Below are 23,568 nucleotides of genomic sequence, written 5' to 3'. Positions count from 1 at the left end.
CCACCTAATTAATTTAAAGAGTTTATGGAGTATATAAAATTGTCATACCATCATCTTAACTTTGAAGATCGTACTGCATTAATGCTTGAGTCAAGAAAAGAAGGCTTTTCAGCCAGAAAATTTGCTGAACTCATTAAAAGACATCCTAGTACGATCTATCGTGAGCTTAAAAGAAATAGCATCAATGACGTTTATCAAGCTCAATATGCTTCTGATAACACCTTCGCTAGACGTAGACGTGGTCACATAAAACTCAAAATCGATTCAATCCTCTGGAAATTTATTGTTGAAGCGATCCGTTGTTTATGGTCTCCTCAGCAAATAGCAAAGCGTTTAAAGAGATTTCCTGATTTGGATCAAACAATGAATGTAAGCCATACAACGATTTATTCAACGATACGAGCATTACCAAAGGGTGAGCTGAAAAAAGACTTACTATCCTGTCTGCGACATGAAAATAAAAAGCGAAAAGCTAACGGTGAACCTAAAAAAGATTCTATATTACAGGATATTAAAACTATTCATGAGCGCCCAACCGAAGTTCAAGAAAGAAAAATACCGGGTCATTGGGAAGCCGATTTAATTAAAGGTAAAGACAATAAAAGTTCGATAGCAACACTTATTGAACGAAAAACACGGCTCTGTATCTTGGCAACATTACCTGATGCAAAGGCAGAATCAGTGCGCAAGGCTTTAACTGAAGCTCTGAAATATTTACCCGCAGAACTGCGTAAAACATTGACCTATGACCGTGGACGTGAGATGTCAGAACATAAAATCCTCGAAGAAGATTTAGGCATAGATGTATATTTCTGTGACCCACATTCGCCATGGCAGAAAGGCACATGCGAAAATATGAATGGTTTAATTAGGCAATATTTACCTAAAGGGATTGATTTAAACCAGGCAGATCAGCATTATTTAAATCAAGTTGCCATGTCACTGAATACTCGCCCTAGAAAAGCGTTAGATTGGCTTACACCATTAGAGAAATTTGCTCAGCTTGTTGATTATCATAAGGCTTTTGAAACTGTCGCACCTCATGTTTGAATTCGCCCTTATTCGAATAATGAACTCATTGACTTAGAAAAATTTCTAAAAATTAATAACGTTCATGAAATTTCAAATTTTGTTATAAGTGAAATTATTAATGAAAAAAATGGACAAAGTTTTACAGCTTTCAAGAGTACTCATCAAACTGTCCAAAATTACTATTCCCTCATCCTAAAAATAGCCTTAAAGCTACCATTTATTAGGTACTCTCCATCTCAAAAAGAGTTAATCAATCTAAGTTTAGAGATTGAAAAATCTTTTAGTAAACAAGATGCTATGATTTATAAAAAAATAATCGAATCGGATGTGGAGTGGACCGAAAGTAATATTTATCAGAAAGTCGAGAAAATATGGGGGAACTTAACATGATTCATTTAAAAAAGGTCACATTCAAAAATTTTAAAATATTTGGCAATGAACCATACATAATAAATTTTGGGCAGAACAATCTTATACTTTTAGATGGGCCAAACGGTTATGGAAAAACTTCTGTATTCGATGCAATTGAATTAGCTCTAACTGGAAATATTTCTCGTTTAATTTCTGTCGAAAACCGCCAAATTCCTACTGATATCGTTGTTGCACATAAAGGAAATGAAAATATTGAGATTACAATTGAATTCATTGATGAAAATTCAAATGTCAAAATTTTTCAACGAAAACTTAAAAATAATCCTCCTAATGCTTTAAAAAAGATATCCAAATTTACAGAATTATGGGAATTACATGAAATAATAGATGAAAAATCAATCACTTCATCTCAAAGTAAATTAGAACAATATTTTGATAGTAAAGATTTCGCTAGAGACTTTTTACTTTTTCATTATGTACAACAAGAGGAAACATCTCAATTCCTTAAAACAAAGAATGAAGCAAGAAGAGCTGAAGAGTTAGCCCAGCTTTTTGGAAACACCTTAGACGCTGATGAAAAGCTCAACAAACTAATAAATATTCAAAAAAAAATAACGCTTGCAAAAAAAACAATTAAGGCTGAAATTCAAAATATCAAGGATATATACAAAATTGATAACGATTCAAACAACACAATAGAAAACTTTCAACAACATTCATATGCTTTCCCCGAATTAATAAAGAGCAATAAGTCTCCATTTTGGGATTTACCTTCTATTTCAGATTTTACGAAAGATAAACTAAATATTGCGTTAGATGAAATTAGCAGTATTAAAAATTTTATTAAGTTTCAAAAATTTTATATTAGAAATCGAAGTTTTGAAACTGCTATCCAACAACGCGAATATCTTTCACTCTATCTAGGATATTACAAATCTCTTGAGCAATATGATTTTTATCTTAATCAGGACAAAACTAACCAACTAATTAAGAATACCTATAACATTTTAGGTAGCGGTGATCTTAAATCAATTCAATCATCATTAAACCTTGAAGCTATTTATAAAACTTTAGGTCTTGAGGATCATCATTCTTTTGAAAATTCGCTTCAAGCATTAATTGTTGAAGAAACAAAAACTAACGGCTTAAATTCTATTTATACTGAACTCATCAAATATCATGATGAAATTTCTTCAAATATAAAAAATATACCAGATGAGTCTAAATGCATACTTTGTGGCCATGACTATCTAGATCATGATTCTTTAGCTCATGCTATAGCTAAACATAAACTTATATTACAATCAGAACTATCTGATAAAGATAAAATTTTAGTCAACATTAGAAACACTTTTAATGATTTTCATCTTCGACCACTTATTAAAGCCTGTCAAATTTATCAGGATCAAAATACAGCTATTTCACATGAGAACTTGCAATCTTTAACGAAAGCTCTCACCAATAAAGATCTTTTAGATAGAATTCATAAATGGTTACTTACCGAAAAAATTGGATGCTATGATTTAATAGTTAATACCTTTCCAACTCCAAGTGGAACAGCTCACATAAATGAGGCTACAGATCAACTATGCGTAAGAATTCACACCGCAATTGGAAGAATTCCTGAAGGCTACTTGGAAGCTAACGAATCCAATGAATTCGATAGATTTTATAGAGAATATTTCAACAATTCTCAGGATCAATTGGCCCAAGCACAAACTCTTATTTTTGATCAAAAAGAAAACTATCTTCAAAGCTTATATTTAAATTCTTTAACAGAAATTTATAAGCAACTTTCTACACTTAGCCAAAAATTTGATCTACTAGATAAAGCTTTAATCGATGTTGATCGCCTAATTACATCTATTAAAACTAAAATTAGACAATATAGAAAAAAATTAATAACAGAAATTGAAATTCCTTTTTATATATATTCAGGAAAAATTTTACAAACTCATCAAGCTGGTCTTGGGCATGGAATATTTATCAAAGATCCAACAGGTGATGATGAACTTAAGAATGTACGTTTAGTTTCTAATTGGGAAAGTGATCATGACATATTAATTCCATGAGTTCAGGACAAATATCTGCTGTTGTAATTTCTTTAACTTTAGCGCTACACCGAGTTTACTCTACAAAATTTTCTACAATTCTTATCGATGATCCTGTACAGACAATGGATGATATAAATATGTCTTCATTAGTAGAAGTTCTACGTAACGACTTTAGTAACAAGCAAATAATTCTATCTACACATGAAGATAAAGTGGCTAGGTACTTTACTTACAAATTTTTAAAATACAGTAAAAATGTAAAATCGGTTAACTTAATGCAAAGAAAAGAACACGTGTTAAGTAATAACTATGTATACAACTAATATATGAATTTTAGAAATTGACACAGGTTGTGTCGTTTTATTCAAAAAATGACATATGTTGTGTCGCTAGTAATTGTCATTATGTGTCGTAACATAACCTAAGTTATTGAACTTAATAAGCTCAAAATGACAACTTATGTGTCGCATGACGACGCGTAAGGCGACACATATGTCGTCATAGAAAAGGCTGCTATTTACAGCCTTTTTCTATTAGAAACAAATTATCGTAATTCTTTGATCATACTTATTGAAAACAAATATTCTTGATGGTCATCTCTAAATTTCCAAAGTAGCGTACTTTTGTACTTTAATTTTTTTGCACAGTGCAAAAATGCTTTTTATTCAAAATCACATATCACCAGCAGCCAATAAATCATGATGTTTATCACAATATATTTCATTATTAATGCTTACAAAGACCTGTAAAGGTATATCGACCAATGATTTTGTGGCAAGTTATTATTTAAAAAATGAACCTACTATCTTTCTTGGGCTATTCAAGCATTTCATTATAAGATCTAATAAAATTCCCTAAACCCAACTCCTTGACGAGGATCTTCTCCAAGCATTCACAAATATGTATTTCCTTACTTTTCATTGCAGTTCCTCAACACTCTTCCCGCCATCTTACTGAAAAATATATATTTAGAGATAGATCACTATATACCGAAACGACGCCCCAATTAGGCTTTGTTGCACAAAGATTTGAAATGCAAAGCGCCCCTAATTGAGCCAAATTTAAGGCGTAACTTGGGTAAGTGGTCGACCTAATTCCGTAAATCTGTTAAGGACTGCTACACGTGCATGGATCTCATTCACTTGGCTATCAAAACTCCTTGCACTGAGTTTATCTCCTAATAATTTGATGCAATGCATCTTAGTTTCAACCAAACTTCGCCGATGATAGCCTGACCATTTTTTCCATAGTGTCCTGCCTAAACGTTTAATTGTTCGAAGTAATTCATTTCGCTCTAGCGAGCTACTCTTTGTATCTTTCCATGGTTTCGCATTTTTTCTAGGTGGAATCACCGCATGCCCTTGCCGATCTGCAATGACCTGACGGCATTGCTTGGTGTCATAAGCTCCATCGGTATAAACAGAGTCAATCCGCTCATCTTGTGGAATCTGATTAAGTAAATCACCAAGCACCTGTGAATCACTGACATTATTGGTTGTAAGCTGAACTGCTCGTATTTGTAGGGTTTTAGCATCTATACCAATATGAAGTTTACGCCATTGGCGACGATATTCAGGTCCATGTTTCTTGCGTTTCCATTCGCCCTCACCTAGAAACTTCATGCCTGTAGAGTCCATGAGTAGATGCAGCCCATCGCTACTTTTTTGGTAGCTGATTACAATATCAATATGCTTTTGTCTTCTACAAAGCGTGGTGTAATCTGGAGCTATCCAATTTAATCCGCAAAGTTTAATCAGACTTTGCACAAAGCCAGTGACCATACGTAAAGACAGACGGAATAAGGATTTAATCATTAAGCAGCATTGGATGGCTGCGTCGGAGTAGGTTTGATTTCGCCCTTGTTTGCCTTTTGATGGCGCATACCATTGCGTAGCAGGATCAAACCAAATGGCAATATTTCCGCGACTCATGAGTGCTCGGTTATATGCGGGCCAATTGGTTGTGCGGTAGATTTTGTGTGTAGGCTTCTTCATTTGAAAATTATATCGCTGAAAAACCCTTTACAGATAGGTTTGTGCAACAAAGCCCTTATGTGTCAAAACCTCGTTAAGATTGAATGTCAAAAAAACTAATAAATAATTGATTTATTTAATCAAATAAATCTCACATTATCTGTCATTTAACGATCACGTGACACATATGTTGTCATAGATGAAAAAATAAAAAGGCTGCTATTTGCAGCCTTTTTCTATTAGAAAAAAATTATCGTAACTCTTTGATTATAAATACTGGAAACAAATATTAAGTAACGATAATCTCTAGACTCCCAGTGTAGCGTACTTTTATACTTTCATTTTTTGCACAGTGCAAAAATGCTTTTTATTCAAAATCACATATCACCAGCTGCCAATAAATCATGATGTTTATCACAATATATTTCATCGTACCAAGTATAATGCATGTCATTATTAATACTTACAAAAACCCATAAAGGTATATCAACCAATGATTTTAAGGAAAGTTTTTTATTTAAAAAAATGAATCTACTATCTTTCTTGGGCCATTCAGGCGCTTCATTATAAGATCTAATAGAATTTCCTAAATCCAACTCCTTAACGAGGATCTTCTCCAAGCATTCACAAATATGTATTTCCTTACTTTTCACTGCAATTTCTCAACACTCTTCCCGCCATCTTACTGAAAAATATATATTTAGAGATAGATCACTATATACCGAAACGACGCCCCAATTATAAAAATATTCTGTATATGGTTTTACATCATCTACTTTTTTATTCAAAAATTGTGTTTTATCAAAATAACCCACAAGACCATTCATCTTTAAATCAAATTCATCATAAGATTCATATACAAGTTTGAAATTAATTAATCTTAGTTTCTTCTCATTATAAATCATACTTAAGTTAAATATTTCACCTATAAAAACAACATTAAATAAAAAAACTTTCTCATCATCAAAATCAATAAATGAATCATCGGATAGACTATTTAGATTATTAATCTCATCATCTTCGCAAAAAAAACTACTCAGCTTATATTCAATAAAATTCTCACATACATAAACTTCACCAGTATTACTATTAAAACTTAATGGATACATAAAAATTCCTTTTAAATTATTTTAAATTCAAATAAGTAGGAGTACTTCTTATCTTTCCTTTATCTTCATTCGTAACATGGCAGAGTAAAACTTGAAGTGCGACATAAACCACCTAATTAATTTAAAGAGTTTATGGAGTATATAAAATTGTCATACCATGGCAGAGTAAAACTTGAAGTGCGACATAAACCACCTAATTAATTTAAAGAGTTTATGGAGTATATAAAATTGTCATACCATCATCTTAACTTTGAAGATCGTACTGCATTAATGCTTGAGTCAAGAAAAGAAGGCTTTTCAGCCAGAAAATTTGCTGAACTCATTAAAAGACATCCTAGTACGATCTATCGTGAGCTTAAAAGAAATAGCATCAATGACGTTTATCAAGCTCAATATGCTTCTGATAACACCTTCGCTAGACGTAGACGTGGTCACATAAAACTCAAAATCGATTCAATCCTCTGGAAATTTATTGTTGAAGCGATCCGTTGTTTATGGTCTCCTCAGCAAATAGCAAAGCGTTTAAAGAGATTTCCTGATTTGGATCAAACAATGAATGTAAGCCATACAACGATTTATTCAACGATACGAGCATTACCAAAGGGTGAGCTGAAAAAAGACTTACTATCCTGTCTGCGACATGAAAATAAAAAGCGAAAAGCTAACGGTGAACCTAAAAAAGATTCTATATTACAGGATATTAAAACTATTCATGAGCGCCCAACCGAAGTTCAAGAAAGAAAAATACCGGGTCATTGGGAAGCCGATTTAATTAAAGGTAAAGACAATAAAAGTTCGATAGCAACACTTATTGAACGAAAAACACGGCTCTGTATCTTGGCAACATTACCTGATGCAAAGGCAGAATCAGTGCGCAAGGCTTTAACTGAAGCTCTGAAATATTTACCCGCAGAACTGCGTAAAACATTGACCTATGACCGTGGACGTGAGATGTCAGAACATAAAATCCTCGAAGAAGATTTAGGCATAGATGTATATTTCTGTGACCCACATTCGCCATGGCAGAAAGGCACATGCGAAAATATGAATGGTTTAATTAGGCAATATTTACCTAAAGGGATTGATTTAAACCAGGCAGATCAGCATTATTTAAATCAAGTTGCCATGTCACTGAATACTCGCCCTAGAAAAGCGTTAGATTGGCTTACACCATTAGAGAAATTTGCTCAGCTTGTTGATTATCATAAGGCTTTTGAAACTGTCGCACCTCATGTTTGAATTCGCCCATCATCTTAACTTTGAAGATCGTACTGCATTAATGCTTGAGTCAAGAAAAGAAGGCTTTTCAGCCAGAAAATTTGCTGAACTCATTAAAAGACATCCTAGTACGATCTATCGTGAGCTTAAAAGAAATAGCATCAATGACGTTTATCAAGCTCAATATGCTTCTGATAACACCTTCGCTAGACGTAGACGTGGTCACATAAAACTCAAAATCGATTCAATCCTCTGGAAATTTATTGTTGAAGCGATCCGTTGTTTATGGTCTCCTCAGCAAATAGCAAAGCGTTTAAAGAGATTTCCTGATTTGGATCAAACAATGAATGTAAGCCATACAACGATTTATTCAACGATACGAGCATTACCAAAGGGTGAGCTGAAAAAAGACTTACTATCCTGTCTGCGACATGAAAATAAAAAGCGAAAAGCTAACGGTGAACCTAAAAAAGATTCTATATTACAGGATATTAAAACTATTCATGAGCGCCCAACCGAAGTTCAAGAAAGAAAAATACCGGGTCATTGGGAAGCCGATTTAATTAAAGGTAAAGACAATAAAAGTTCGATAGCAACACTTATTGAACGAAAAACACGGCTCTGTATCTTGGCAACATTACCTGATGCAAAGGCAGAATCAGTGCGCAAGGCTTTAACTGAAGCTCTGAAATATTTACCCGCAGAACTGCGTAAAACATTGACCTATGACCGTGGACGTGAGATGTCAGAACATAAAATCCTCGAAGAAGATTTAGGCATAGATGTATATTTCTGTGACCCACATTCGCCATGGCAGAAAGGCACATGCGAAAATATGAATGGTTTAATTAGGCAATATTTACCTAAAGGGATTGATTTAAACCAGGCAGATCAGCATTATTTAAATCAAGTTGCCATGTCACTGAATACTCGCCCTAGAAAAGCGTTAGATTGGCTTACACCATTAGAGAAATTTGCTCAGCTTGTTGATTATCATAAGGCTTTTGAAACTGTCGCACCTCATGTTTGAATTCGCCCATAAAATTGAACTGCTCCACCAGCTGAAATATGAGAATTAGCTAAGGCCTTAGATTTAGCCACACATAGACCTTTTGTTGTTACAAATTTATGCATTTCCGTTCTCATTGATCGATCTACACCTTTAAAATTACCTTTATGAGCAACTTGAACAGCATCATTATATGCTGCTGCCGTTGGAAATTTATTTATCTGACTTTTTTGTACAAAAAAGTTTGGAGTACTATTACCGTGTGGTGATAAGGCATAAAGTTGAGTATGTTTAGCTATATATACTACTTCCCAATCATCTTGTTTATTGTATATAGATTTTTCGCCCTCTTTGGGTGTCTGATAAGCCTTTGCTAAAAGTGCTGCCTTACTATTTTTACATGGATCAGGACAAGGCTGCTTTTTCCTCCCGCCATTTCCCCTAGCTTTATTACTTGTTCTTTTCGTTAAGCCTCTCGGATCAACCCAATCAATAGGATTCGGCGCATAAGCATAAACATTATGCCCACCTAAAAGCCCAATTGGATCTTTAGAAATAAAGCGCCCTACGTAAGGCGAGTAGTAACGATGACGGTTATAATGAAGCCTTGTTTCTTCATCAAAATACTGCCCTTGGAAGCGAATATTATTTGAAATGATTTCACTATTTTCAAAGAAGTTTGATTTCACTTTCTCTGCTTTACATTCACCCCAAGCTTTATATTGTGCCTTCCAAATGAACTGACCACTAAGATCACTCATCTCTTGTGGAGTCCCCAAATGGTCACAGTGATAGAACCAAACATCATCAAAGCCTTGACTACTCTGAGTCTTCTTCCAAAGTAAATCACGAGTAAAACTATATTTATCATCCCAAACAGGTGTTGTATGCACCTGTATAGGCGTTTGATAAACAGCTTGAATTAAGGGAATAAAGCTGTCTTTTTCATAAATATAATGCTTGGTATATGACTCATTTGACTCATATGCTAACGTATCACCATCCCATCCATAAACAAAATCCAGCTCTTGACCTGTATGATGGTGCTTACTTCTTTTTGCTAAACGTCGCCCCATCGCATCGTAACGATATTCAGCCGTATATTCAGTATTACGACTTCGAACCAAACGTCCTAAAACATCCCAAGATAAGTTTAAATCCCCTTGATTTGATTTTTGAGCAGTCAACTGTCCATAAGCATCATATTGATATTGTTGATCTAAATATTGACGAACAACATTATTGACCAATTTCAAATAGCCATACTGGTTTTCATCTATTGTACGTTCGTGAATTTGATTTTGCTGTTCCAGATGTCGATCTATTAAATTACTCGCAGGGTCAAAACTAAATTTTTCTTTACATAATTTCTACGTTGCTTCAAGTAAACGTCCAAGTGGATCATATTTATAATGAATATCACCACGACGGCTGTCCTGAATTTGAGCAAGCTGACCAGATTTATCATAACGATAGACACGTGATAATAGACTTGTAGTGTCTTGAACAGCATTTTGTTCTTGTTGCAATTGTGCATTTGCATAGCCACTTTCATGGCCTTGTACGATTTGTTGCTGACTCAACCGTCCTTGTTCATCAAAGTGTTCAAATTGGCTTAAACCGTTTGCATAATGTCGTGCAATTTCGCGATGCAAATCATCGCGTTCGAAGCTAACAATATCTTGGCCATTTAAAATTAAGCTATGGACATGACCCGTTCCATAAGTCAACCAATCAATATCTTGTCCATCTGGGCGTATCGTTTTAATACGGTCATTGATTTCATCGTAGCCATGTTTCCACACCGCTGTCATATGAGTTTTATTGTCTTGAATGTGCTCTCGAACTAAATTACCCACAACATCGTAGAACCACTCAACCTTACTCTCAGCATTTTTTGCCAATAAAATTTGGCCATGACTGTTATAGGCAAACTCTTCTAACTGCTGTTCTTCTAATTCATTTTGACCTTTGTATCCAAAACCAGAAGTACGTTGTTCAAGTCGCCCCATACTATCCATAACGAAGTGCTGAATACGATCTTTTGGTGCCAGCTTTCCAGACAAGTTTTGCCCTTGAAGCATAGCAACTTCGATACTGGTTTGAAGTTGACCATTTGTCTCATCATATTCATACAGGGTTTCTTTACCATCAAAATCAATTTCTTTGATTAAGCGGCCAGCTACATCATAAAAGAATTCAAAGGCTGCACCATTTTCATTGATTAATCGTTTGAGTCGGCTTAACTTATCCCACTCATATTTGATCTTATACCCCAGAGGGTCAATACGATAAGAAATTAAACCTGCTGGGTCATAATCATAACGTGTTTTTTTCCCAGTTGGATCGATATAAACCAACAGTCGGCCTTCGGCATCATGAATAAAATGTTCTTCTAATACATCGCTATATTTAATCTTTTCTAATTGACCAAACGAGTTTAATGGTAAACCTTGTTCAAGAGGTTCTCTTTTTTCAGCCGTAAAATCACTATAAAAATATTCAACTTTATTTTTTAAAGCATTCTCGACTGAAGTCACTCGCCCTCTGAGGTCATACTCCCATTTTGTTTCTTTACCTGAACAGTCGGTATAACTGATTAAGTTTCCTTGGTCATCATATTTTAATTGTTTGCTTCCACCTTTCGCATCTGTGATTTGTATAGGAAGACCCATAGCATTGTAGTTGTACTTTGTTTCTCTTTTTAACGGATCAATTTCTTTTATTATGTTTCCTGAACCATCATATTCTTTAAACCAACGACCTTGTTCAGCATCTACCATACCAATGAGTTGATCCTGATCATCATAGTCATAGTGGATGGTCGCCCCATCAGGTTGAATAATTGTGGTTAAGTTACCATTCTCATCAAATTCATATTCATTGACAGCTGCGTCAGTATCAATATGTCTAACTACACGACTACATTCATCTCTGAAATACCATTCTTCCAGCCCATCAGGATAAACAATACGGTAGGTATAACCATCAATATCATAGTAATATTCTGTTTCATTACCATATGCATCAATAACATAGGTAAGACGAATATTCTCATCCCACTCTAAGCGAACCTCAGAGCTACCATCATCTGCCCATTCATGATATGCCTTAGAAGTCGGTGCAATGCCATCGTATTCTAAATTCATACCGCGACCTGTAAGATCGGTATAACGTATTATAAGATGATGATGATATTGGTAATAATAACTTGCGCCATTTTCAGTAATGGCTTCAATTAAATCGCCTTTGTCATTGTAGTTATAGCTTGCTAGTGGACGTTTTAATTCTCCCTTTTCAATTGCCCAAACATCTTCAACCTTACCTTGACTATTTATGCTAAATGCGATGTGTAGCAACAATTGGGATTTATGTTTAATTAAAATATCTGAAATATAAGACTTATTATTGATCTTATGGTCATAACGAACTGCTGCCGTCATTCCATTTTTATACTCAATTATTGATAATCGGTATTCATCATTATATTTTTCAAAGATGTGCTTCTCATCTGTACCAAATGAAATCATTTGTACATTTTCAGAAATCACACTGTAATAAAATCCTTCCTGTTGATCATGAATACTTTCCCCAACATTAATATCAGCTAAAGCAATTGGGCGCGCATCTGCCCCAATATACTGCAACCCTTTTAATTGACGGATATGTCCTTCTTTCTGTTCAGTTTCTTCTATATATTCTGTTTGATTAATAATGCGCGACATAAATGGCGTAAACCAACGCGCTCCAAACTCACCATCATCCAGTTGATACAAATTTGAAGCGTAGGTCCTAGAGAGGACAAAGCTAGACAAAGCAAATTCATATGCATCTACATGAGTTAAGAATTCAGTTCCTAAAGCATAACTGATACTTCTTTTAGTTTTAGTCACTGGCTTGGTTTTACTTCCATTTACACCAGTTGTATTTAGTGGACAACTATCATTCGGATTGTTATTGGCACCCTTCTGATTTTGAATAGTTTCCAATTCCCCACTTGGCCTTTTTTTATCTTTCTGTGAAGTTTGATTCGGTTTAATTGCAACCGTCTTTTTTGCCTTCTTCAGTTTAAAGTTTTTTGCAGCTATCGAAAGTTTTTGTAATAACCAAGAAAAACTCATAGCTGTATTTGGATCGGCTAAAGGCGCTAATTTTGACGGTACAGTATTACTAAATTTTCTGAAAACTCCAATTTGCTTGTTAATCAAGGCTTTTGTATCTGATCCTATGAAATAGGTTGCAGTACCAGCTCCTAAATTTCCATACTCTTTTCCAACAGCAGAAAGACCACTCGCTAAGAAAGAAACACCATGTGAAAATGCTTTTCCAGTATCACGAAAAATATTGTCACTAGCTTTAGATAAACTGGCTTTTGCATTTTTAATGTCACTCTTTGAATTAAAAACTTTTCCAGTTAAAATTTTGCTCATACCATCAGCAAAATTATTGCCAAGCTCTTTAGCTTTTCCACCACAATCATTCACTGTCTTTTTAACTAAAGGCTGCGCCTTATCTGCAAATTTATCCAGCTCCCCTGCTACACGTTCATTAACATGATTAGTTAATAATTCAATAATTACATCAGGTATTTGTTTAGTTAAATTTTTGGATTTCAGTGTTTTCAATGCTGGTCTAAGCGCTGTGCGAGCTGCGGCCATCCCGGGAGGTAAAGGAATCACTCCAACTAAATCAATTCCTAGGTTTAGCCAATCGGGGAATCCTGGATTTGGCTTCTTCGTAATTTCAATGACATCATAAACAGCATCTGTTAATGAAATAATATTTCCTATTACTGGTAAGCTTCCTGCAACATTTTTAAGAGTATCTAAATCAACAACACCCCCTGTATTTTGCTTTAGCCATTGATTAATTTTTTTTGTCCCAGCATTCACATCTGCCATTTTAATTGTATTAATTGGTGCAACTGCTGCTTTTCCAGTATTACTTCTCGTACTTACTTTCGTTTGTTGTTTCTGCGCTGTTTTTGGTGGATTAGCCATTCTTCTAATTCTCAATTCTTACTTAAATGTTAAATTCATAGCATTCATCGGGTTACTATTGATCAAAGTTGTGCTTTGACCCGTGGTATTTGAAGCTTTTTGTCTTAATGGATTTTTGATTGGTTCTAGGCTATTGCTAGCAACAACTCCTTGCACCCCATTGGCTATACTTTGCCCTTTAGAATTTTGTCCAAGTGCTTTGGGTACAAAGCTGGCGATTTGATTGGTCAACTGCGTTTCAGCACCTTGTTTTAGCATTGGGAGCAATGTCTTTGCCCCTCCATCTTTCAACATGCTGGCTGCTCCAATTGTTTTCTTAATTGTCTCAGGATTGGTAAATGCTTGACCTAATGTTTTCTTCGCTTCACTTACTGCATTTTTTAGTACAGATTCAGCCTTCCCCATTAAACTTTGTGCATCAGGATCATTTTCATTTGGCCACATAGGTGGTCGTTTAAAGTCACTCGCTTCATCCCATGGATTACGTTGATCTTCTTCAAATACAACTTTGGCTGCGCCTGTCGCTAATCCTGAAACACGGACAAAGCCTTTATCATCCAGTTGCCCTTTAAATTGCTTACCAAGTGAATCAGTAACGGTATAGCCGCCCTGTTTAACAAAATCGCCATGTGCATAATCATGTAATAACTCAAGTACCCCCTGACCACGCTTCGGTGGTGGTGGTAAACTTGATTTGGTACTCGCTGTCGCCCCACTTTGGAACACATGCTGTGCTGCATTCACTCTAAATTCACCTCCTGTTTTAGGGAAAATCCCTGAACTATTTAAGGTGATTTGTGATGTAGCCCCTGTGATGACAATCTCTTTAGGACTGCTAATTTCGATACGGTCCTCAGTCGAGGAAATAATAATGCCTTTTTTAGCAAGTATATCCAACGCATCTGATTGAGCTTGGATCTCAACTTTACTCTGTGCTGCTACTGCTTTGATCCCACCTTGCGCAGCAAACAAGCTCAGTTTATTTTGCGCCTGAGCAATCCAGTTCTTTTGGGTGCTGAAGTTGATACTATCGCCTGCAATCTGATTAATTTGTGAATCAGCAGAGAAATGAATATCTTCAGCTGTACTTAGGGCAATTCCGTCAGGTGAATTGAGTAATAAAACTGCCTTTTTGAATTTTGCAATTTTTTGTTCGAGTTGTTCTGCAAATTCTTTAAGCTGCTCAAGCGATTCAATTTCATCAGTCTTTTGATTTTTGGCAATATCACTTAAAGCTTTACTATTTGTCTGACTGGCTTCTAGTTGTTTCTTGGCAACTTCAGCATCTAGATGCTCACCTTTGGCTTGATCTTGTTTATACGTGGAAACAAGTAAGCCTTGTCCAGCACGGACAGCTCCCCACTGGTCAGTACGCAGTTCAAAACCTTCACCTCGCCCTTCACTCGTGTCCGTTTCTTTAGGATGACTCAGATTTCCTAAATTCAGTTGTGTCGCACCATGACTGCTTTGTAGTTGGGTGCTGATCTGACCCGTCGTGTCATCAAAACGTAGTTGCCCAAAGCCCTCGCCTTGAACCTCTTTTGATCGAATCCCTGCCAGTTTTTTGGTATCAGGCAGTTTGCCTGTATTGTCAAACTTGCTTGGATGACGTTGTGCTTCATGGATGCGCCCCACGACAAAGGGTCTGTCGATATTGCCATCAAAGAAGTCGATAACCACAATTTCTCCAATACGCGGTAAGAAGCGTGTGCCATAACCCTCACCAGCCCAAGGTGTGAGCACATCAATCCAAGCAGAATCTGTGTCATTGTCATTTGAACCTGCACCGCCATCGTGAGTATTGTCTTCATTACGCGTGAACAGGAAACGGACTTTAATACGCCCCCATTCATCCACGTGAATTTCATCACCACTTGGTCCAACAACTTTCGCACGTTGTGGTGATGCAATAGGCCGTTGTCGCAGAGGATTGTACTCTGGAACAATACTGATATTACGTCGTTGTAAGACGAGGTGATTGGCTTGGCGTTCTTCTTTATTATTTGTTGTAATTTCAGCCTGTTGCCAATTGGTTTGTTTCAACAAAGCTGTGATTTGATCGGTCAAATCTTTAGGCAAATTATTCTGATTATAGAATTTTTTAGATGTGATTAAGAATTCTTTGTCTGAACCACTATGCTGATCAATTTCAGGGTGTTCGTTGAGTTCAAACCAGTAACCCACTTGTGCATCTCGTACGGTCGAGGTAGCCGTAAATTGTTTGGCTTGTAAGTCGTAATAGTGACCAAGATTTTGATTAAACTTTTCAATCTGACTATTGCCTGATTTGGTCGCTCCATCTTCATCTTTAAGGTCTTGTATCCATGCAGGTGAGAAATGCCACGCCTGCTCTAAACCTAGACTGGCGTTGTCTTGATTATCACTATGGCTATGTTTACTTTGAACTGAACCCGCACCTTCTTCTACTTCTAAAGTATTTGCTTGCCAATGTTGAATATGGACAGATGTTGGTTGTATAGAACGCTGCCCGACCAAATTTGTAATCGAATCACTGCTTTCTACAGCACTGCTACGATGGAAGCGAATATTCTGACGCTCTAAACTTTGATATTGAGCGTTGTCATCAATCAGTCTAAGTTTTTGTGGCTGAATGGGTTCACTTGAACTGGACACTTTGAGCTGAGATTCATCAATAAGCCAGTTAATCCCCTCTGAAGAGAGCAGCCTTTGGATAAATTCACTATCCAATTCATTCGCTTGCATAATGAATGGGCGCACATCATATTCTTTGCTTAAACCACTTTTATCCAAAATCAAACTTGAAGCAAATAAGGGACTACGTTGCTGCCACTCGGCAAAAATGGTTTGAACCACATCAACAACAGACTTCGCCATGAAAACTCTAGAGTTACGTCGATGCTTCCATAAGGCTGTCGGGTCTTCCACGGTTAAACGGTATATGGTTAAAGCGCCATCGCTTGCCCCTACATCCGCCTTGGTTATGATACCTGAATACGATTGAGTTCTGATTTATCAGTGACAATATCGACAGCCACCTGACTACCAATAAATTGCTTTAACGGAATATGAGCGGAGGTAGATAAGCAAAGGAGCTGTAACTCTATACCGGCATTCAGTTCATGTGTTCCATCTATGCGCTGAAGGAATACTTGTTCGTTGAGCGAAGTATTGCTGAACTGAATATGAATGGCACGTTTTTGTGCACTAAGTCCAAGTTGCTCTATTGCAGCATAAATATTATTGGGCATCGTTATTATTAAATTTTAAGTTGTGGCTGATTGTACAAAAGTCTCAAAAAATTTCTTTAATTTTTTGTAACTTTAATAAATTTTTTAAGTTTCAGAGCCATTTTTCCGAAAAATTACTAATCTTTCTGCAAGTTTCTATTTTTCTAGTTTTTATATTATCCCCCATATTTAGCTTCACCCAATTCATTTCTCTGCCCGCTATAGAAATATTAAAATTTTTCAGTTGATACCAGACCACTAAAATTTTATTTTTTCATACTGGTTTGCAATTTACTCAAACTTCGTTTAACCCGTTAACAATTACAGCATTCTACATAACCTGCAATTCTTGAAGCTGTTGCTTATCAGGATAATAAGGCCACTCCTCATAGATACATAGCCTACTGCCAATAGCTTATACATAGAAGCAATTGAGCTGCTACTGACAGAGAGTTTAGATCATCACCTTATGCAGGATAAATAAAGATTAAGCACATCAATTATTATTCGAAAAAAAGACCTAGATATTTACATCTTAGTATTTGAATTGAGATCCAACCAGCCTATGTATATCAATATATGACTTAGAATTAACTACACAGGAAAGATTAGAAAAACTGAATTCACAATTATAAAAATAATAGTTTATTATAAGTTATACGCGTGATTTATTGATCATCTCTGCAAATTTCAACGGTTGTATTGGTCAAGAGTTAAATGAAACTTGCAACTTTTCAGATTTGGTATAGCTCAAATATATTCAGTTATACATAAAAATTAAAAACTGAGTGTGTATAGTTTCTTTAAATCATCCTATTTTAGAATATATTTCATCCTCTATCCTTTTGACTTTAATTCCCTCAACTTACATAAACAACGAATATGATTTAAACCCTCTTTTTAAATAGTTTAACGTCAAACCACCCAAGGCTTGATCATGAAAAGCACCATTAATTCCCCTATGCGCTTGTTTTGGTGCAACTCTAAAAACACTTAGAATCACTCAATTAAACTAAATTATTATTCTCAACAATTTGATTTATAACAATTATAACCAAAGATAAATCAAATTGATTAGATTGGCATAGATTCTGCTTTTTTGTATTCCATCATGTATACAAGTTGGAATGCAAAAAATGAGTCAGAACAAATGCATTGGCTGGACACTTCAAGAATGGCAAACCGCTTATCTCAACCAAGATATTCATCTTGAAGATTTAATCGACTATGTAGCGCAATTACCACAACCTGATCATGCATGGATTTCAATTGCTACGACAGAAATACTTTCCCAACAAATTGAAGCCTTAAAGCAAAAAGCAGATCAAGCCACAGACCCCAGCAAAGAACTGCCTTTATACGGTATTCCGTTTGCAGTGAAAGATAACATCGACGTTGCTGGTTTTGTCACCTCGGCCGCATGCAAGGCCCTAACAACTGTTGCTACGCAAGATGCCGAAACCATTCGCCTGCTTAAAAATGCAGGGGCAATAGTTGTGGGAAAAACGAATTTAGACCAATTCGCAACGGGTCTCGTGGGTACGCGCTCTCCCTTTGGCGCAGTCAGCAATACCTTTAATGCTGACTATGTCAGTGGTGGCTCTAGCTCTGGTTCAGCCAGTGTTGTTGCTCGTGGCTTGGTGCCCTTTGCACTCGGAACAGATACTGCAGGCTCTGGCCGTGTTCCTGCTGCATTTAACAATATTATTGGGCTAAAACCGACTAAAGGCCGTTTTTCAAATCGTGGTTTATTACCAGCTTGTAAAAGCTTGGACTGTATTTCGATTTTCGCATTAACGGTAACAGACGCCGACACCATTGCCCAAATGGTAGAACACTACGATGCGCTAGATAGCTATTCACGCCAGCATCCAAAGACTGCACCTGCGAAACTCTCGGCTAAACCACATTTTGCTATTCCCCAAAAACTGGAATTCTTTGGTGATGACCAAGCTAAGTATGCCTTCCAACTGGCGGTAGAACAGTTAAAAGTTCTAGGGGCTGAAATTACTGAAATTGATTTTTTAGCGTTTGAACAGTTAGCAGCCCAACTTTATCAAGGCTCATGGGTGGCAGAACGTACGGCGTCGGTTGCCGAGTTGTTGGCACAGCAACCCGATGTTTTCGATCCGACAGTACGTGCAATCATTCAAAAAGGTCATGATTTTAGTGCAGTCGATGCCTATAACGCAGAGTACTTAAAGCAGGACTTAAGCCGAAAAATTCAAGACACTTTGGCCCAATTTGATGCATTGATTGTTCCCACCTCCCCAACCATTCATACTCTTGCGGAAATGGAACAGTCACCGATTAGTCTGAACTCTGAGTTTGGAACTTATACCAATTTTACCAACCTCGCCGATTTAAGTGCCCTCGCCCTGCCCGCGGGTTTCCGCACCGACGGTTTACCTTTCGGCATCAGCCTAATTGCACCTGCATGGTATGACCAAGCCCTGATTGAATTTGGGAAAATTTGGCAGACGCATTTGAACTTAAAGCTGGGTGCCTTAGACCGATATGCATCTATTCCTATGCCACAGAACACAGTCTCTCCACATCATATCCGTGTTGCGGTGGTTGGGGCACACCTGACAGGAATGCCGTTGAACTTCCAATTGTTCACACGTGATGCTGTGCTTGTGGAAACCACACATACCGCTGAGCACTATGCCCTGTTTGCACTAAACGGCACTGTCCCACCTAAACCCGGTCTAGCCCGAGTCGATGAACACGGTCAGCAGATCATTGTTGAACTGTGGGATGTACCCACCGCTCGCTTTGGAGAATTTGTCGCAGAGATTCCGACACCACTAGGCATGGGCAATGTCGAACTGGCAGACGGTCGATGGGTGAAAGGCTTCATTTGTGAACCTTATGGCTTAAACGATGCTGAAAACATCAGCCACTTTGGCGGTTGGCGCGACTATATCCAGCACCGTAACAATTCAAAAGTAGAACAAGCTTAGTCAAATTTAGGAATTATAAAATGTTTAAAACTGTATTGATTGCAAACCGTGGCGAAATTGCTGTACGTGCAATTCGCACTTTAAAAAAACTGGGGATGACCAGTGTAGCGGTATATTCAGACAGTGACCGTTACGCACAACATGTCAAAGATGCAGACATTGCCATTGCCTTAGACGGCTTAAAACCATCCGACACTTATTTAAACATTGAAAAATTGATTCAAGCTGCACAAAAAACGAGGGCTGAAGCTATTTTCCCCGGCTATGGCTTTTTATCAGAAAGCGCTGAATTTGCAGAGGCTTGTGAGAAAAATAATATTGCCTTTATGGGGCCAACCGCGACACAAATTTTAGAGTTTGGTTTAAAACACCGTGCACGTGAACTTGCGGCGGCTGCACAGGTGCCTATGACACCAGGGACAGGGTTACTTGAAAGCTTAGATGAGGCAATTTCTGTGGCTACAGAGATTGGTTATCCCATCATGCTGAAAAGCACCGCAGGCGGTGGTGGTATAGGTCTTACCCGCTGTGATAATGAACAAGCCTTAGTTGAAGCTTATGAAAGCGTCAAACGTTTAGGCGCACAATTTTTTAAAGATTCGGGCGTATTTTTAGAACGTTTTATTGACCGTGCGCGTCATGTCGAAGTTCAGATTTTTGGTGATGGCCAAGGTCAAGTGGTTGCATTGGGTGAACGCGACTGTTCATTGCAACGTCGTAACCAAAAGGTAGTGGAAGAGACCCCAGCGGCTCATCTCCCCGAAGCCACACGTCAAAAACTACACCAAGCAGCAGTTGAGCTCGGCAAATCGGTCAATTACCGCAGCGCAGGTACGGTCGAATTTATTTATGATGCTGCACGTGATGAATTTTACTTCCTTGAGGTCAATACCCGACTACAAGTAGAACATCCTGTCACTGAGATGGTGACGGGTTTAGACCTGATTGAATGCATGCTTAAAGTCGCTGCGGGCGATGCACTGGATTGGACGGCACTGAGCAACATCCAACCACAAGGTGCGGCGATTGAAGTGCGTATTTATGCAGAAGATCCAGTTAAGAACTTCCAGCCCAGCCCGGGTGTACTGACCGAAGTTGCATTTCCAGACAATTGCCGTATTGATACTTGGGTTTCAACAGGAACAGAAATTTCGCAATATTTTGACCCGATGATTGCCAAAATCATCGTACATGCGGACACCCGTGCACAAGCCATTGAGCAACTAAAAAATGTACTCTCTCAAACTCGTTTAAATGGCATCAGCACCAATTTAGACTATGCACATAGCGTGATCTCTGATGAACGCTTTGCACAAATGCAAATCTGGACACGCTTGCTAGATGACTTTGACTACGTACCGAATGTGATTGAAGTACTCCAAGCTGGTACACAAAGCTCGATTCAGGACTTTCCGGGACGTGTTGGTTATTGGGATATCGGTGTACCACCATCGGGTCCTATGGATGACTATGCTTTTCAATTGGCCAATCAAATTGTAGGGAATGATGCTAGCGCAGCAGGCTTCGAGTTCACTCTGCAAGGCCCAAGTCTCAAGTTTCACCAAGACACTGTGATTGCACTCACAGGTGCACCATGCCCTGCGCAACTCGACGATAAGCCCGTGAACTTTTGGCAACCGATTCACATTTGCGCAGGTCAAGTACTCAGCTTAGGACAGGTCGAGTCTGGTTGTCGTAGCTATTTAGCAGTGCGTCATGGGCTCGATGTCCCCCTATATTTGGGCAGTCGTTCTACTTTTGCTTTAGGTAACTTTGGCGGGCATGCAGGACGTGTGCTTCGTGCAGGTGACATGATCAAACTCGTCAACACAGCCCATCCAAATAGCGATATCCCTTTAGCCATACAAGAACCACAAGCTCTATCTCCTGCACTGATTCCAAGCTATGGCAAAGAGTGGAAAATTGGGGTGCTGTATGGACCACATGGTGCACCTGACTTCTTTAAACCCGAATATATTGAAGAGTTTTTTGCATCTGAATGGACCGTACACTTTAACTCCAACCGTCTAGGCATCCGACTGTCAGGGCCAACACCAAGCTGGGCACGTGAAAATGGCGGTGAGGCAGGACTTCACCCATCGAATGTCCATGACTGTGAATATGCCATTGGTGCAATTAACTTCACAGGCGACTTTCCTGTCATTCTCGCCAAAGATGGGCCAAGCCTGGGGGGCTTCGTTTGCCCTGTAACTATTGCCAAAGCTGAACTTTGGAAAGTGGGTCAGCTTAAAGCCGATGATAAAATCAGCTTTTATCCTTTAACTGTTGAACAAGCCAATGCCTTAGAACAACAACAAATTGAACGGATCGAAAACTTTGCCCACGCAGCCCTTAATTCTGAGCCGCCAAGCAGTGACATTCCGCCATCCGCAATTCTTGCCAGCTTAGAGGCAACTGACGTGTCTCCACGCACGGTATACCGCCAAGCGGGCGACAGCTATATCTTACTGGAGTACGGTGACAACGTTTTAGACTTGGCCCTGCGCTTGCGTGTTCACCAATTGATACAATTAATCCGCGCAGCCAATATTAAAGGCATATTGGAACTGTCCCCCGGTGTACGCTCGCTGCAAATCAAATATGATGGACTCACGCTTCCACAGCATCAATTGATCGAATTTCTACTCAAGCTTGAACAGCAAATGGGTGATTTAAGCCAAATCAAGATTCCGTCACGGATCATTCATCTCCCAATGGCATTCGAAGACAGTGCAACTTTAGGTGCTGTTGAACGCTATCAAGAAAGTGTCTGTGCCAAAGCGCCTTGGCTACCGAATAATGTCGATTTTATTCAACGCATAAATGGTTTAAACAGCCGAGAGCAAGTCAAAGAAATTATTTTCAATGCCCATTACCTCATTTTAGGCCTTGGTGATGTTTATCTCACCGCGCCCTGTGCAGTACCGATTGACCCACGCCATCGCCTATTAAGTTCAAAGTACAACCCTGCACGTACTTTTACCGCTGAAGGTACCGTAGGCATTGGCGGCATGTATATGTGTATCTACGGCATGGACTCTCCAGGTGGCTACCAACTGGTCGGACGCACCCTACCCATCTGGAATAAGTTTAAAAAGAACAAACAGTTTGGCGACAAACAATGGTTCTTAAACTTCTTTGATCAAATCAAATACTTCCCCGTATCTGAGTCAGAGTTAGAGCAATGGCGTGCCGACTTTGAAAATGGTCAAAAACAAATTCAAATTGAAGACACTGAATTTGACTATGCAGCGTATTTACAACTACTTGAAGATGAAAAAGACAGCATTGCCGAGTTTAAAGCACAGCAACAACAGGCTTTTAGCGCTGAAGTCGGCTTATGGAAAGAAAGTGTTGATCATCAAGAACATCTGATTGCAGAAGTACCTGATGAGACCGACTACAGCGCCTATGCAGCACTACATGCTTCGATGACCGGTAATATTTGGAAAATATTAGTGGAACAAGGTCAGATTGTGAAAAAAGGGGAAACCATTGCTATCATTGAAGCCATGAAAATGGAATTACCGGTGTACGCTGCGGATGATGGTACTGTCAAAGCCATTATTTGTCGGGCTGGACAAACCGTTCATAGCGGTGAGCCTTTGGTTTATATGGAATAACAC

General features: G+C 38.0%; 10 protein-coding genes and 3 pseudogenes. 7 read left to right on the top strand and 6 right to left on the bottom strand.

The genetic code is table 11. The features are described 5' to 3' along the window. Window positions 1–24 precede the first annotated feature (24 nt). From AC4CU2_RS03730 to AC4CU2_RS03720, 3 genes are all read left to right on the top strand, one after another. Window positions 25–1,050 carry an IS30-like element ISAba125 family transposase gene (locus AC4CU2_RS03730; RefSeq protein WP_490768283.1) on the top strand — a complete coding sequence of 342 codons (1,026 nt, stop codon included), beginning with the start codon at window positions 25–27 and terminating at the stop codon, window positions 1,048–1,050. A 368-nt stretch (window positions 1,051–1,418) separates the two neighbouring features. After that, on the top strand, window positions 1,419–3,476 hold the full coding sequence (locus AC4CU2_RS03725) for an AAA family ATPase (protein WP_490768286.1): 2,058 nt from the start codon (window positions 1,419–1,421) through the stop codon (window positions 3,474–3,476). Then, window positions 3,473–3,781 carry a P-loop NTPase family protein gene (locus tag AC4CU2_RS03720; protein WP_490768285.1) on the top strand — a complete coding sequence of 103 codons (309 nt, stop codon included), beginning with the start codon at window positions 3,473–3,475 and terminating at the stop codon, window positions 3,779–3,781. The genes AC4CU2_RS03725 and AC4CU2_RS03720 overlap by 4 nt, the downstream gene beginning before the upstream one ends. 738 nt (window positions 3,782–4,519) lie before the next feature. Here AC4CU2_RS03720 and AC4CU2_RS03715 read toward each other — a convergent pair. The 3 genes from AC4CU2_RS03715 to AC4CU2_RS03705 all read right to left on the bottom strand — a co-directional run bounded on the left by AC4CU2_RS03715 (window position 4,520) and on the right by AC4CU2_RS03705 (window position 6,540). Further along, complete coding sequence (locus AC4CU2_RS03715) at window positions 4,520–5,452, bottom strand: IS5 family transposase (protein ID WP_081405714.1); 933 nt, start codon at window positions 5,450–5,452, stop codon at window positions 4,520–4,522. 356 nt (window positions 5,453–5,808) lie between these two features. Continuing rightward, window positions 5,809–6,084 (bottom strand): hypothetical protein, encoded by a 276-nt coding sequence (locus tag AC4CU2_RS03710; protein WP_126037639.1) that lies wholly within the window; start codon window positions 6,082–6,084, stop codon window positions 5,809–5,811. A gap of 9 nt (window positions 6,085–6,093) precedes the next feature. After that, window positions 6,094–6,540, bottom strand: a complete 447-nt coding sequence (locus AC4CU2_RS03705; protein WP_490768284.1) for a hypothetical protein — start codon at window positions 6,538–6,540, stop codon at window positions 6,094–6,096. 213 nt (window positions 6,541–6,753) lie between these two features. On the opposite strand from AC4CU2_RS03705, the gene AC4CU2_RS03700 reads away from it, so the two are divergent. Beyond that, window positions 6,754–7,779, top strand: coding sequence for an IS30-like element ISAba125 family transposase (locus tag AC4CU2_RS03700; RefSeq protein WP_490768283.1), 1,026 nt, complete (start codon window positions 6,754–6,756; stop codon window positions 7,777–7,779). Then, window positions 7,772–8,788 (top strand): IS30-like element ISAba125 family transposase, encoded by a 1,017-nt coding sequence (locus tag AC4CU2_RS03695; protein ID WP_490768282.1) that lies wholly within the window; start codon window positions 7,772–7,774, stop codon window positions 8,786–8,788. The genes AC4CU2_RS03700 and AC4CU2_RS03695 overlap by 8 nt, the downstream gene beginning before the upstream one ends. Here the strand turns inward: AC4CU2_RS03695 and AC4CU2_RS03690 are convergent. From AC4CU2_RS03690 to AC4CU2_RS03680, 3 pseudogenes are all read right to left on the bottom strand, one after another. Continuing rightward, window positions 8,779–9,090, bottom strand: a pseudogene (locus AC4CU2_RS03690) (hypothetical protein); the annotation flags it as partial. The gene AC4CU2_RS03695 and the pseudogene AC4CU2_RS03690 overlap by 10 nt on opposite strands. A gap of 114 nt (window positions 9,091–9,204) precedes the next feature. Continuing rightward, a pseudogene (locus AC4CU2_RS03685) lies at window positions 9,205–13,767 on the bottom strand (RHS repeat-associated core domain-containing protein); the annotation flags it as partial. Between the two features lie 18 nt (window positions 13,768–13,785). Further along, window positions 13,786–16,997 (bottom strand): annotated as a pseudogene (locus tag AC4CU2_RS03680) (type VI secretion system Vgr family protein). A 1,115-nt stretch (window positions 16,998–18,112) separates the two neighbouring features. On the opposite strand from AC4CU2_RS03680, the gene atzF reads away from it, so the two are divergent. Both atzF and uca read left to right on the top strand, forming a co-directional pair. Further along, on the top strand, window positions 18,113–19,942 hold the full coding sequence (gene atzF / locus AC4CU2_RS03675) for an allophanate hydrolase (protein ID WP_490768281.1): 1,830 nt from the start codon (window positions 18,113–18,115) through the stop codon (window positions 19,940–19,942). Window positions 19,943–19,962: 20 nt separating this feature from the next. Next, complete coding sequence (gene uca, locus AC4CU2_RS03670) at window positions 19,963–23,565, top strand: urea carboxylase (RefSeq protein ID WP_490768280.1); 3,603 nt, start codon at window positions 19,963–19,965, stop codon at window positions 23,563–23,565. Window positions 23,566–23,568 lie beyond the last annotated feature (3 nt).

The organism is Acinetobacter sp. 797_lipA, from assembly GCF_058243025.1.
The sequence above is the reverse complement of the archived record's forward strand: the minus strand, read 5'-3'. Positions and strand labels throughout refer to the sequence as shown.